General features: G+C 57.3%; 11 protein-coding genes. 6 read left to right on the forward strand and 5 right to left on the reverse strand.

Annotation, left to right across the window (positions count from 1 at the left end; translation table 11 throughout):
* Position 1: 1 nt before the first annotated feature.
* Both glmU and EL217_RS04040 read right to left on the reverse strand, forming a co-directional pair.
* Positions 2–1390 (reverse strand): bifunctional UDP-N-acetylglucosamine diphosphorylase/glucosamine-1-phosphate N-acetyltransferase GlmU, encoded by a 1389-nt coding sequence (gene glmU, locus EL217_RS04035; protein ID WP_232018407.1) that lies wholly within the window; start codon positions 1388–1390, stop codon positions 2–4.
* A gap of 125 nt (positions 1391–1515) precedes the next feature.
* Complete coding sequence (locus EL217_RS04040; RefSeq protein WP_126318693.1) at positions 1516–2712, reverse strand: MFS transporter; 1197 nt, start codon at positions 2710–2712, stop codon at positions 1516–1518.
* Positions 2713–2849: 137 nt separating this feature from the next.
* Between EL217_RS04040 and EL217_RS04045 the strand changes: the two genes are divergently transcribed.
* Positions 2850–3566, forward strand: a complete 717-nt coding sequence (locus EL217_RS04045) for a trimeric intracellular cation channel family protein (RefSeq protein WP_005279998.1) — start codon at positions 2850–2852, stop codon at positions 3564–3566.
* Between the two features lie 38 nt (positions 3567–3604).
* Here EL217_RS04045 and EL217_RS11220 read toward each other — a convergent pair whose 3' ends face one another.
* From EL217_RS11220 to EL217_RS04055, 3 genes are all read right to left on the reverse strand, one after another.
* A complete protein-coding gene (locus EL217_RS11220; protein ID WP_005280000.1) occupies positions 3605–3751 on the reverse strand; it encodes a hypothetical protein in 147 nt (48 codons plus the stop codon).
* Positions 3752–3800: 49 nt separating this feature from the next.
* Complete coding sequence (locus EL217_RS04050; RefSeq protein ID WP_005280001.1) at positions 3801–4421, reverse strand: Ltp family lipoprotein; 621 nt, start codon at positions 4419–4421, stop codon at positions 3801–3803.
* Between the two features lie 86 nt (positions 4422–4507).
* Positions 4508–4816, reverse strand: a complete 309-nt coding sequence (locus EL217_RS04055) for a hypothetical protein (protein WP_126318695.1) — start codon at positions 4814–4816, stop codon at positions 4508–4510.
* Positions 4817–5259: 443 nt separating this feature from the next.
* Here EL217_RS04055 and EL217_RS04060 point away from each other — a divergent pair, with 443 nt between their 5' ends.
* The 5 genes from EL217_RS04060 to mfd all read left to right on the forward strand — a co-directional run bounded on the left by EL217_RS04060 (position 5260) and on the right by mfd (position 13135).
* On the forward strand, positions 5260–6168 hold the full coding sequence (locus tag EL217_RS04060) for an NAD(P)/FAD-dependent oxidoreductase (RefSeq protein WP_023017673.1): 909 nt from the start codon (positions 5260–5262) through the stop codon (positions 6166–6168).
* A 370-nt stretch (positions 6169–6538) separates the two neighbouring features.
* Positions 6539–7318: a DUF4300 family protein gene (locus EL217_RS04065; RefSeq protein ID WP_232018389.1), complete on the forward strand. Its 780-nt coding sequence runs from the start codon at positions 6539–6541 to the stop codon at positions 7316–7318.
* A 354-nt stretch (positions 7319–7672) separates the two neighbouring features.
* Positions 7673–8146, forward strand: a complete 474-nt coding sequence (locus EL217_RS04070; RefSeq protein ID WP_005280005.1) for a hypothetical protein — start codon at positions 7673–7675, stop codon at positions 8144–8146.
* Between the two features lie 729 nt (positions 8147–8875).
* Positions 8876–9493, forward strand: coding sequence for a TetR/AcrR family transcriptional regulator (locus tag EL217_RS04075; RefSeq protein WP_005280007.1), 618 nt, complete (start codon positions 8876–8878; stop codon positions 9491–9493).
* Positions 9494–13135, forward strand: a complete 3642-nt coding sequence (gene mfd / locus EL217_RS04080) for a transcription-repair coupling factor (protein WP_172596711.1) — start codon at positions 9494–9496, stop codon at positions 13133–13135.
* The last annotated feature ends 28 nt before the right edge of the window (positions 13136–13163 follow it).

Consider the following 13163-nt stretch of genomic DNA (forward strand, 5'->3'; position numbering starts at 1 on the left):
TTTACTTTTCGTTGTCCTGTGCACGGGCTGCGGCTTGTGCCGCTGGGGTGCCCGGACGCTTCTTTTCAACCCAGCCTTCGATATTGCGCTGTTTGCCACCGGAGACTACGAGTGCTCCCGCGGGAACATCGTCTTTAATTACTGTACCCGCACCGGAGTACGCGCCATCACCGACATTGACCGGAGCGATAAACATCGTATCCGAGCCGGTGCGCACGTGGCTGCCAATGGTGGTGTGGTGCTTGTTCACACCGTCGTAATTGACGAAGACCGAGGATGCCCCGATATTGGATTCCTCGCCCACGGTGGCATCACCAATATAGGTAAGGTGCGGCACCTTGGTACCGCGGCCGAGCTCGGCATTCTTCGCCTCCACGAAGCCGCCGAGCTTGCCGTCTTCGCCCACGATGGTATTCGGGCGAATAAAGGTAAAAGGCCCGATCTTGGCGTTGACGCCGATGACGGAATCGCTGCCGTGGGTGCGGACGACGGACGCGCCGGTACCGATCTGCATATTCGTCAACGTGGAATCTGGGCCGATCTCGGCATTATCGGCGATGCTCGTTGCACCCCACAGCTGGGTGCCGGGGTGGATGGTGACATCGGTGCCGATGGTGACATTGACACCGATCCAAGTGGTCTCTGGATCGATGATGGTGGCGCCGCCGCGCATAGCCTTTTCCACCATGCGGCGGTTGAGCTCGCGGCCAGCGGCGGCCAGCTGCACGCGGTCATTGACGCCGGCGAGTTCCTGCGGATCCGCGGCCACGTGCGCACCCACGCCATGCCCAGCGGTGCGGGCGATTTCGAGGACATCGGTAATGTAAAGCTCGCCCTGCGCATTATTGGTATCAAGCTTGGTTAGGGCATCGCGCAATGCTGCCGCATCGAAAGCGAAAACGCCGGAATTGACCTCATCAACCAAGCGCTGTTCATCGGTGGCATCCTTGTGCTCCACGATGGCGGAGACAGACCCATCCGTGTCGCGAATGATGCGGCCATAGCCGGTGGGATCTGCAAGGCGCATGGATAATACCGTGACCGCATTGCCTTGAGCGGTGTGGGTATCGCGCAACCCCTCGATGGTTTCTGGGGTCAAAAGCGGCACGTCACCATTGGTGACGATGATGGTGCCTTCGAAATCCGAAATCGGGGAAATCCCGCAGGACACGGCATGGCCGGTACCGCGCTGTTCTTCCTGCACGGCCTGCACAACCTCGCGGTCCAGCTCATTCGAAATCTTTTCTACGACGGGTGAGACCTGCTCGCGCTGGTGGCCCACGACGGTCACGAGGTGGTCTGGATTAATTCCCGCCGCGGCGTGCAGTGCGTGTCCAAGCAGCGTGCGACCGCCAATTTCGTGCAAAGTCTTTTGCTTTGTGGATTTCATGCGCGTGCCGGCGCCCGCCGCGAGGACGACGACGGCACTTGGGGTAGTTGCTTCCACGGTCAACAAAACTCCTGGGGTTGAGTTTGATTAGTTCTTCGGGCTTCATCATATAGTCCCTATTTAAACTATGTGCGAGAAACCTCCTTTAGGCTGCCCGCGCGCCACACGCCAACAAAGCCAACGAGCGCCAAGAAAATCAACGCTGCCTCTGGTCCTGCGAGAGCGATGACGGAAGAAATACCACCCACGATGAGCAAAATAATGCCCATCATTGTATTAGCGGCACCCACGTACTGCGTCCTTTTATCGCCGCCGGCCATATCCACAACGTAGGTCTTTCGGGCCACGCGGACTGCCGTATGCGCGAGGTTGACGGCAAAGAAGCCGAGCGGCATGACCCAAGCATTCACGGAGTCTGGGGCCCAATGGGAACTAACCACGATGAGCAGGATGATGACGGAGGAAATGGCCGCACCAGCCGCCATAGTGTTCTTGGAGGATCTATCAGAAAATATGCCAGAAACGCGCCCACCTACGAGCGAAGCCAGACCGGAGGCAAGCACGAAGCCGTAGATACCGGAAAGGTCATCGTGCAGCAGCACGATAAATGCGGTAGAAAGCGCCGAGACCAGCAACAGAGCGCGAACGATGACGAAGTTGCGGAATTGGGCATCGCCAGTAAAAAGCTTCCAGGTATCTGACCACCAGCTCTTATCGATGCCCTCTTGCTCCCCCTCCGGCACCGGCTCTTCCACGTGCGAAAATACCCACGTAGCAATGGCCCAGGTAGAAGCGCCGACCAATAAAACGATGCCCATAGTGGAAATCGTGAGATCCCCCAAGAGGAATAAGATGACACCGGCTAACAGGGTGGCCCCGCCGCCCAAGGCCGCTGCTGATCCGGTGACCCGCCCGCGCTGGCCCTTGGAAATCGTGCGCGCCTGCACGTCTTTGCCTGCGATGGAACACAACGCGCGGAACAGGGAAAGCGCCGCCAAGGCGAGAAGCACGACCACGCCCAGCCATGCGCCGCGGATAAAGAATGCGGCGAGGGCGATGACGGCGCCGGAGATGGCTTGACCGGTCGAGCCGATCATCCACAAGCGCTTGCGGGCGCGGTGCGTGGTCACCCAGGGGGTAAGGGCGGCTTGCGGCAGCATGGAGCCAGATTCCCGGATAGGGGTAAGCAGGCCGGTGAAGAAGGCGGGAACGCCTGCCGCATTAAAGAGTGCTGGCAGCACCGTTTTGGAGGCAACGATCTGATCGCCTAAATTTTGCAGGCCATTGGACCAGATGAAGTACCTGGCATTTGAGTTAGACATGAAAGAACTTTCGAGATAACCGAGACAAAGCGGGATAACACTGTAATCCGGTCACAAGAGACCGTCTATCAACCTTACTCGCCCGCTACCCCTGGAAAGGGCGAAACCGGTGTGATCGGCTATGTTCAGTAGTTGTTATGCACGACGTGGATCCCCTCATCAACACGATGTACCAGGCCTTCGATCTGATCGGAGTGGCCTTGAACGGCATCATCGGCGGCACGATCGCCCGCCGTCGCGAATTCGACATCGTGGGATTTATTTTCCTCGCCCTCTTCTCTGGCCTGGCAGGCGGCATGATCCGCGACATGCTTATCGATGACGGCCCCGCCGCCGCCATTTCAGACCCCTGGTACCTGGGCCTTGCCTGCGCCGGCGCGCTGACCGCCTTCCTCATTGAACTGAAGGGAAAGGCGTGGGAGATTTTCCGCGAGCACGGCGATGCCATCATTTTGGGCATGTGGTCTACCACCGGTTGCGTGAAAGCACTGGCTGCGGGCATGCCCATGATCCCGTGCGTATTTTTGGGAGTTCTTACCGCCGTTGGTGGGGGAATGGTCCGCGATGTCGCCTCTGGACAAATCCCGTCCATTTTCGGCGGCAGCCCCCTCTACGCGGTGCCATCCATCGTCACCGGCATCGTCATGGTGACCTTTGCATCCTATGACCAATTCGCCATGGGCATGGTGGTTTCCCCGATCGTCGGCAGTGGCATGGCCATCATCTCCTACTGGCGGGGCTGGGTCCTGCCGCGCGCCGGGGTCGCGCCGGTGAACTACACCGCGGCACAGGTGGCCGCGATTGCCAAGAAGGCGGAGCTAAAAGGTTTTCGCCGCGGCCGGCGCAAGCGCTAGCGGACTAGACGCCTAGTCGGACCATGCCGTCGCCAGCTTTAAGGCAGGTTGGTGACGATGGCGATGATGACAAGGATAATAAGGACAAGAACGCTCCACCTAAGGAATGGATCCTTGGTTAAAGGCAACGGCTCCTGGGAGTCGTCATCAGGTTCCGGGGAAGACGTGGAGTGTGGAGCGTTCATGGCAGGAATCCTTTCGAGTGCAGTGGTGCCTCAATGCTAGTGAGGGTGACTACAGATTATCCACTGCGTACTGTGCTTCTTCTGCGGTGAACTTTTCACCGTATTCGCTGACGAGTTGGTCATAGATGGCGTTGGGGGACATGCTCATCATTTCTTCGTAATTGCGAGCCGTTTGAAGAGCATTATCGTGGTAGTCCGCTTCCAAATTATCAATGGCGTACTGGGCGGCTTCCGGGCTGAATTGCTCACCGTACTCGCTGCTGAGCTGGTCGTACAATCCCTGCTTGGACATGTGCATGGTGTCTGAGTACACCTTGGCGCTCTTCAGGGCATTCTTGAATTCGCGCGGGACGTCCTGGTCATCCTGCGCAGCGTGAGAATCTTCGCCTGCGTCAACCTCCTGAGCCTCTTCTTCTGGGTTGGCCTCCACAGTGTCTTGCTGGGTGGTTTGGTCCGTGGAGTTTGTGCTGCTGCTGTTTTCATCATCGCTGCCGCCCAAACCCGCAATGATGGAAATAACAATGAGGACACCGATGATGATTGCGCCCCATTTGAGGCACCCGCCCTTTTTCTTCTGCGGCGCGTCAGCTGGTGGTTGACCCACCGGTGGTTGGCCCGCGGGTTGAGAGTTATTGGAATACGGAGAGGGAGAAGAGGAGGGGGTACTCATGGTGAGCGTTCCTTTCAATGTGGGTGGGGGTATGGAAGAAAGTTTTCCGACATTGGCCACATTGTCGTGACTGTGGTCGAGAGAGATTAACGAAGCGGATCTTTAGCAACATGGACAGTGGAATCTTGTACATCACCCAGATCAACAACGATGGTGCAGGAATAGAACTCTCGGACTGGGGTGCCAAAGCCATTGGGAAAATCAACTTGGCCAAAGGCGTGGTACGTCCGTGGCGAATCGGTTATAGAATCTGGCGACTGAATATCAATCTCTTCTGGAAAACTGACTCCGCCGGGATACTTGGCCCGGTTGGTTACTTGCTCGCGGCATTTATCCAAAGCAGCCTCAGTATCTTGGGCTTCGCTTATCTTTAGTATGACAAAAATAAAGGCCATGAACACTACGAGGGCGGCCCCGACGAGTAATAGCCAGAACCGCCACCGCTTAAAAAGCGGCTTTTTCGGCTTTGTTGTGGGAACTGGGACCGGTTGTGTGGGATAGGGGGTCTGATATGGAGAGTTGTCCAACGCTAGGGTCTTTCGGAAGAGGAGTAACGAGTGATTGTTGCCGGTACGCACCCCGGCATCGGGCTGGGGCGTGAAGCTTCAACAGCTTTTAATAAATCAACCGGTCTGGACATAAGTATGGTGGAGAGTAAGGGAAATCGCCTATGTGTGCGAACGGTTCGTATTGTCTCAACGTATCTGTTAACTCGTGGGATCCTCGATTAATGCAGCCGCAGGCATTCGGCCTCTGCTCCCTAACTCGCTTTGTCTTAAGATGGGATTAGGAAAACTCGGTTATCAATGACTAAGCAGTTGGGAAGGGAAGAAATTCTATGAGGACGGACGTAGTAATTATTGGTGGCGGTTTTGCGGGCACTTCTGCAGCAATTACTTTGGCTCGCGCGAACCGGTCTGTCGTCTTAGTGGACTCACATCAGCCACGGAATAGGTTTAGCGAGCATTCCCACGGAGTTTTAGGTTTTGAGTCAGCTTCGCCTATTCAAATGCTGGAAAGTGGCCGCCGTGAATTTCAATCGTTTGGAGGAGAGATTATCTCTGAAAAGGCAAAGTTGCTCTCTCCTTTTGAGGATGACTCATCTGGGTGGAAAGCCGAATTGGAAAGCGGTGAGGTAATCTACTCGCGTCATGTAATCGTTGCTACAGGTATCACTGACGATTTGCCAGATGTTCCCGGACTAGAGCGGCTGTGGGGCTCACGAGTTTTTCATTGCCCCTACTGTCATGGCTACGAGGTCAAAAATAAGAACCTAGCCGTCATTGGAGGAAAGAACCCTCCCTTTACTTTCCGCATAGCAATGTTGCTCACTAAGTGGACGGATCGAGTGACTTTCTATCCAAATGGATTGGAGCTTCCGAAAGAGGAACAGCGGCGTATGGAATCGCTAGGAATCACGATCGAACTTAATTTAGTGCAAGGGGTTACAGAATCTGAGCGATTTGATGGTGGCGTAGTTCTTGACGTAGGGCAGGAAAAGAGAGAATACGAAGCTTGCTTTACTGGGCCTGAATTTGTTCCCAATGATTCGATTCTCAGGAAAGCTGGATGCGCTGTAGAAAACGGTTGGATTAAAGCGGATTCTGGGATGACTTCGTGTGAGGGAATTTGGGCCGCCGGAAATGTCATCAGCTCTCCAGACCAGATGCCTCAAGCCATGGGAGCTGGAGCCGCCGTTGCCATCAAGGTGGATCAGAAGATGTTTGATGAGGATGTCTCCTGCTAGAGGAATTATATCTTTGTTGGGTATAAAAAGCTGAGGATAGAGGTGTTTTCTCAATAAAGAACCAACACGATGTGCCGCTAGGAGTGTTGAAAATCAAGCCTGCCCTATTTTCACGGGGCTATCGTGTACGGTCCCTTTTCGCTAGCATGTGATGATGCGCTTTTCCTACCTGACTGTCCCCACTGTGACAGCGTGTTTATTGTTAGCGGCCTGCTCGAATCCCGATAGTGGTGACACGAATCAAGCTGCGAGTGGTTCCGAATCTGCGTCGTCCTCCAGTGCCGCCGCGCAGTCAAAGGCGGCGGGCGCACAGCATACGGAGATTCCGACCGCAGATGGTGATGCGTCTCAGCTTCTGGCTGGGATGACGATGAGCAATCTCGTCGATAAGCAATCGCAAGAAGTAGCCCGCACCGCGCTTGCCGATGCCGGAGTGCCACAAGAAAGTATCGATGGCTTCTTTGAGTTGGTAGACGAATATAACACTGCCGTACCGACGGAGAGCATGGTGGCCGAAGGCTTCACGGATTACGGGACGCAAGACCCAGAATACGACGTGGAGGCCATTTCAAAGGCCTGGAATGATCATCACGCGGACTATGTGGGTACCAATTGCCGCATCAATACCTTCACCCTGGCGGATTCGCTCTTTTCCGTTGATGATCAGGACAACCCCAATGATTCCTTGTTATTCCTAGATCAACAGTCCCTAGATAATGCGCCGGATCAAATCTTTGATGAAGCCGAGCGTGCCAAGTTTGAGGCTTTTTATGGGAATGTGGAAACCACCATGGAGCAAGATCCGGGGCGGCACATCGCCGATATCAAGGCTTATTTTAAAGACCGCGGCATCGAGTTCGCGGATACCGATGCCCGAGTGGTCTCGGTATTCTCGCACGATACCTTGACCGAACCGGCCACGCTTTTCATCGGACATACCGGCGTTGCCGTGCCATATGAGGATGGCTACCTATTCTTGGAGAAGCTCGCCTTCGATATGCCTTACCAGGCGGTAACGGTGAAGGATATGCAGCAGCTTAATGATTACCTGATGCATAAATACGACGACGGCCCCGATCTGGAGTACGGCCAACCCGTCATCTTTGACAATGATGACGTCATAGAAGGTATGCGCTACGTCAAGAAGTAAAAGGGCAGGGCTGGAAATAGGCCCTTAGCCAAATGGCCGTGGCCTGCTTCGACGGTTTGGGCAAATATCTATAATCGCGACCTCTCACACAAAACACCTGACACGCTCTCAGATCATGCGGTGGCGACTTTTGGTCTTGAAGGGGTCGGCTAAGTGTATTAAGGCAAGCATAACCACGGTCACGTCGCGCGCTACTGTGATATATGCCTCACATTTCGGGCTTGCGATAGTTGATAGATATGTCCCTATAGGTATACTCACTAATCGTGTCGAGCTGGAGTTCTCAGAGGCTAGACACCGCCTCCCCAGCAAACGTTGGGAAAACTCACAAGACTCACAAGAAGGGTTGAAGACATGAAAATGAAGAATTACCGCCGCGTTTCCATCGCAGCTGCAACCGCCGCTCTGGGCCTGACTCTGGTGGCCTGCAGCGATAACGGCAGCTCCGCCCCAGCGACCGTCACTGAGACCGTTGCCTCGACTGATCAGGGCAACCAGAGCAACCAGAACGGTGGCAAGGAAACCGTCACCGTCACCTCTGGTGCTGATGCTAACGCGAACGGCGGCAACGCTGGTCAGGGCGGCCAGGCTGGTGGCAACGCAGCTACCAACGACCTGCCAACCGAAATCACCGGTTACTCCGGTGAAGCAGAGCGTGACCTCACCGAAGAGCGCCTGACCAAGGATGAAGTGACCCAGGTTCTGCAGCGTGCCCACAATGGCGAAGGCAAGGTCAAGTGGGACAACGACGGCTACTGGGAAGTTGAAGTTGGTGGCGTCGACATCGACATCGACAAGAACGGCCTGGTACTTAGCGTCGACCGCTAAATAGGTCATCCCGCTTCTGTATAGGCTTTGTGACTATACAGAGCACTCAATAATTGGTTCTTTTTGGGAACCCAGCGAAACCGTCCGATGCGCATCTAGCGCACCGGACGGTTTTCTTATTGGCGGACCAACTGGTAGCAACAGCGTTGAGCGGTGGGGATTCAATAATGTGGTTGCAGGAGCAGCCCTTCTCCTTCGTCATCTCCTCTTGTGCACCTACCTGTTTTAATCGAAGGCGTTGCGCATCCTGCTGGTTATCGGACAGACCCACTGAAATTGTAGATGAGCCACGAGAAGTCTTTGACAGAGTTGAAGAGATGACGTATGTTCCGGCTAGGTGCTGGAGCCATAGTCTCAGACTAAAAGCAAGCGCCAGATGGGCCAAGTCTCAGACTTATTACCCATAAATAGCGGGTATCCATACCGCATTGATTCCCATACTTACCGCGACGCCTCACTTTCCTGTGAGGCGTTTGCTTTGCTGCAATGACCCAAGAATTCAAGGCAACCGGGAGAAAAAGAAAAGCCCGTAACCAGAAAACCGGTCAACGGGCAGTAAAAATGCTTCCCCACCAGGACTCGAACCTAGAATGGCGGTACCAAAAACCGCAGTGTTGCCGATTACACCATGGGGAACCACAGCGAATGCTGTAGTTATAGCGTACCTGACGCCCCCGGGTAAATAACAAATTACTAGGTAGGGGTGGGGCAAAGGATAGGGTAGAGGGCATGGTTCGACAGAGAATGACCGGGCGCGAGCGCCGCGAGCAATTGATTTCTATTGGGCGCGCTGCTTTTGCGGAATTGGGGTTTGAAGGCACGAGCGTCGAAGAGATTGCGTCCCGCGCCGGCGTATCGAAGCCGGTGGTCTACGAGCATTTTGGGGGCAAGGAAGGCCTGTATGCGGTGGTCGTGGATCGGGAGATGCTGGCGCTGGAAGAAGTCATTAAGGATTCTTTAGAAGAAGGCAGTTGGCGCGAGCGCATCGAGCAGGCCGTGATGGCGCTGCTGAATTACGTTGAGGAAGAAACCGATGGTTTCATCATCTTGGTGCGCGATTCGAAGCCGGGCGAGGAACGCAGCTTTTCCACGCTGCTGAATGCCGCGGTGGGGCAGGTGGCCTATATCTTGGGCGAGGCCTTTGAGCACCGCGGTATTAATCCGGAGCTAGCCAATATTTACGGCCAGGCCCTCGTGGGCATGGTCTCTACCACGGCGCAGTGGTGGTTGGATGAGCGCAGCCCGGATAAACCGGATAAGGAAGTCGTCGCTACGCATATAGTCAATCTATGCTGGAATGGTTTGTCCGGTATGGAAATTAAGCCCAAGCTAGGAGGCAGGAAGTAAATGGCGACGCCAATGCTGGCAGGTCTGCTTAAGGTCGCGGCCACGGACCCGAAGCTCAAGGGGCTCGTGGCCAATGTGGGCCAGGACCTGCACATTACGGGTATTGATCAGGCGCGCCCTTGGGCTCTTGGCACCTTGGCCCACCATGCGCCGGTGCTGGCGGTCACGGCCACCAGCCGCGAGGCCGAGGATCTCACCGCGGAGCTTACCGCGATGATGGGCGATAAGGTCGCGATGTTCCCGTCGTGGGAGACGCTGCCGCACGAGCGGCTGAGCCCGGGCGTGGATATCATCGGCAAGCGCGCGCAGGTGCTGCACAACATTGATGACCTGCGCATTATTGTAACGGCCGCGCGCGGGCTCTCCCAGCCCATCCTGCAAGAAATTGAGGGCCGCGCCCCAGTGCACCTGGAAGAAGACCACGAATATAGCTTCGATGATGTGGTGCGCCGCCTGGAATTTAGGGCATACAAGCACGTGGACATGGTGGCCAAGCGCGGTGAGTTTGCCACCCGCGGTGGCATTATCGATGTCTTTCCCACCACCTTGGATTACCCGGTGCGCGTGGAGTTTTGGGGCGATGAGGTCACCGATATCCGCCAGTTTTCTGTTGCTGACCAGCGCACCATCCCGGAAATCGAGGTCGGTCGCGTGGATATCTTTACCGCCCGCGAGCTGCCGATTACGGATGCGGTGGCGCAGCGCGCGGCTACATTGGCGGCGACGCATACCGGAAACCCAGCGCTGGTGGAGCTGCTCACCAAGGTCAGCGAGCATATTCCGGCAGAGGGCATGGAGGCGGTTTTGCCCGTGCTTTCCGATGTCCCACTGATCACCCTCTCCGAGTTCCTTCCCGCCGCCACGCACGTGGTGATGGTGGCGCCGGAAAAGATCAGGCGCCGCGTGGAAGACCTGGAAAAGACCGACGCGGAATTCCTGGCCGCCGGGTGGGAGGCCGCGGCCATGGGCGCGGATGGCCCCTTGTCCACGGAAGGGCTCGATACCGAAGGTTCGAGCTACCGCTCCTTTGAGTCTCTGGAGGTCTCCATTCGCGAGGCCGGCCAGCCGCTGTGGACATTTTCCCCACCGGGCATGCTGGCCGGGCCAGAGGAAGAAACCCTGCCGCTCGAGTTCGAGCCCGGGCCCACCCCGCGCGGAGATATCAAAGAAATCGACGCCATGATGGCCCAGCTGCTGGCGCATACCAACGCCGGCGGGCGCGCGGCGTTTATCGCGCCCGCACAGGGTGCCATCAAGCGCATGGTGGAGCGCTTTGCCGAGCAGGGCATTCGCACCAAGGTGGCAACCCCCGGTTGGGAGCCCAGCGCGGGCGAGGTCACCTTGTATCAGGCGCTTAGCCACGCCGGCTTGGTCTTTCCCAAGGTGCGCAAGCTCAAAGATGCCGAGGCACTCCCGCTCGTCGTGGTGACGGAAACGGACCTGACCGGTAACCGCGTCGGCGATATTGCGGACGCCAAGCGGCGGCCGGCCAAGCGACGCAATAAGGTGGACCCGCTGGCGCTCAAGCAGGGTGATTTTGTGGTGCATGAAACGCACGGCATCGGCAAGTTTTTGAAGATGGCCGAGCGCACCATCCAATCCGGCGATGAGACCAGCCGGCGCGAATACATCGTGCTGGAGTATGCGCCCTCCAAGCGCGGGCAGCCGGCGGACCAGCTGTGGGTGCCGATGGATTCGCTGGATCTGCTCAGCAAATACACCGGCGGCGAATCGCCCCACCTATCCAAGATGGGCGGCTCGGACTGGAAGAACACCAAGAAGAAGGCGCGCGCTGCCGTGCGCGAGATCGCCGGCGAATTGGTGGATCTCTACGCCAAGCGTCAGGCCGCTCCGGGTCACCAGTTCGCGCCCGATAACCCCTGGCAGGCGGAGATGGAGGATAATTTCCCCTTCGTTGAAACCGAGGATCAGATGCTGGCCATCGATGCGGTCAAGGAGGACATGGAATCCACGGTGCCGATGGACCGCGTGGTCGTCGGCGATGTGGGCTATGGCAAGACTGAGGTCGCCATTCGCGCCGCCTTCAAGGCCGTCCAAGATGGCACCCAGGTCGCCGTCCTAGTGCCGACCACGCTGCTGGCGCAGCAGCACTACGATACCTTTAGCGAGCGCATGGCCGGTTTCCCCGTCAAGATGGCGGTGCTATCGCGCTTTACCTCCAAGAAGGAAGCCACGGAGATCTTTAAGGGGCTTGCCGATGGCTCGATTGATATCGTCGTCGGCACGCACCGCCTGCTGCAAACCGGCGTGCACTGGAAGAACTTGGGCCTTATCGTCGTCGATGAGGAGCAGCGCTTTGGCGTAGAGCACAAGGAACACATTAAGGCGCTGAAAGCCAGCGTCGACGTGCTCACCATGTCCGCGACACCGATTCCCCGCACCCTGGAGATGTCCATGGCGGGTATCCGCGAAATGTCGACCATCCTCACCCCGCCAGAGGATCGACACCCGGTGTTGACCTATGTCGGCGCCTACGAGGACAAGCAGGTCGCAGCGGCGATTCGGCGTGAGCTTTTACGCGATGGTCAGACCTTCTTTATCCACAATAAGGTCTCCGATATTGAAAAGAAGGCGCGCGAACTGCGCGACTTGGTGCCAGAAGCGCGCATCGTCGTCGCCCACGGTCAGATGAATGAGGACGTGCTGGAAAAGACCGTCCAGGGATTCTGGGACCGCGAGTATGACGTTTTGGTCTGTACCACGATCGTGGAAACCGGCCTGGATATCGCCAATGCCAATACGCTCATCGTGGAAAATGCCCACCACATGGGCTTGTCGCAGCTGCACCAGCTGCGCGGGCGCGTGGGCCGCTCCCGTGAGCGCGGTTATGCCTACTTCCTGTACCCCAAGGGTGCCACGCTGACCGAGACCTCCTATGACCGCCTGGCCACCATCGCCCAGAACAACGATCTGGGCGCCGGCATGGCCGTGGCCATGAAGGACCTGGAGATGCGCGGTGCCGGTAACGTGCTGGGCGCGCAGCAATCTGGCCACATCGCAGGCGTGGGCTTTGACCTCTACGTGCGCTTGGTCGGCGAGGCCGTGGAGGCCTTCAAGTCCTTGGCCCGCGGCGAGGCACCTGCGGTAACAGACGAAGGACCCAAGGAAATTCGCATCGATCTCCCCGTGGATGCGCACATTCCAGAGTCCTATATCGATTCCGAGCGCCTGCGCCTTGAGGTCTACCGCAAACTCGCGGCCTCGCAGGACAACAAGGATCTGGCGGCGGCGCGGGAGGAAATGGAAGACCGCTTCGGCCCCTTGCCCAAGGAGGTCGAGCGCTTGCTCGCCGTGGCGCGTCTGCGCCACCAAGCCCGCCGCGCCGGGGTGGCAGACATTACAGTGCAGGGCACCCGCGTGAAATTCCACCCGGTGGAACTGCCCGATTCCAAGCAGGTGCGCCTAAAGCGCCTCTACCCGGGCTCGAGCTTCCGGGCCGCGGCCAAGGCCATCAATGTGCCTTTCCCCAAGGCTGGGCGCAATGTCACTTCGCCCAAGCTGCGCGATGAGGAGCTCATCCAGTGGGCGGCGGACTTCTTGAGCGCGCTTTTTGATGTCCAACCCATCAACGTCTCCGGCGAGAAAGCCGGCGCCGGATCGGTCATCAGCGTAGGCGAGTAGCCGAAGGGCGCGTAGCCCCTCGGCGCAT

It is taken from the genome of Corynebacterium segmentosum (genome assembly GCF_900637825.1).
Taxonomy (GTDB): domain Bacteria; phylum Actinomycetota; class Actinomycetes; order Mycobacteriales; family Mycobacteriaceae; genus Corynebacterium; species Corynebacterium accolens.

Excerpts from the sequence above, each read along its gene's own strand:
- glmU (WP_232018407.1), bottom strand. The coding sequence starts at position 1,390 with ATGAAATCCACAAAGCAAAAGACTTTGCACGAAATTGGCGGTCGCACG.
- EL217_RS04040 (WP_126318693.1), bottom strand. The coding sequence starts at position 2,712 with ATGTCTAACTCAAATGCCAGGTACTTCATCTGGTCCAATGGCCTGCAA.
- EL217_RS04045 (WP_005279998.1), top strand. The coding sequence starts at position 2,850 with ATGCACGACGTGGATCCCCTCATCAACACGATGTACCAGGCCTTCGAT.
- EL217_RS11220 (WP_005280000.1), bottom strand. The coding sequence starts at position 3,751 with ATGAACGCTCCACACTCCACGTCTTCCCCGGAACCTGATGACGACTCC.
- EL217_RS04050 (WP_005280001.1), bottom strand. The coding sequence starts at position 4,421 with ATGAGTACCCCCTCCTCTTCTCCCTCTCCGTATTCCAATAACTCTCAA.
- EL217_RS04055 (WP_126318695.1), bottom strand. The coding sequence starts at position 4,816 with ATGGCCTTTATTTTTGTCATACTAAAGATAAGCGAAGCCCAAGATACT.
- EL217_RS04060 (WP_023017673.1), top strand. The coding sequence starts at position 5,260 with ATGAGGACGGACGTAGTAATTATTGGTGGCGGTTTTGCGGGCACTTCT.
- EL217_RS04065 (WP_232018389.1), top strand. The coding sequence starts at position 6,539 with ATGAGCAATCTCGTCGATAAGCAATCGCAAGAAGTAGCCCGCACCGCG.
- EL217_RS04070 (WP_005280005.1), top strand. The coding sequence starts at position 7,673 with ATGAAAATGAAGAATTACCGCCGCGTTTCCATCGCAGCTGCAACCGCC.
- EL217_RS04075 (WP_005280007.1), top strand. The coding sequence starts at position 8,876 with ATGGTTCGACAGAGAATGACCGGGCGCGAGCGCCGCGAGCAATTGATT.
- mfd (WP_172596711.1), top strand. The coding sequence starts at position 9,494 with ATGGCGACGCCAATGCTGGCAGGTCTGCTTAAGGTCGCGGCCACGGAC.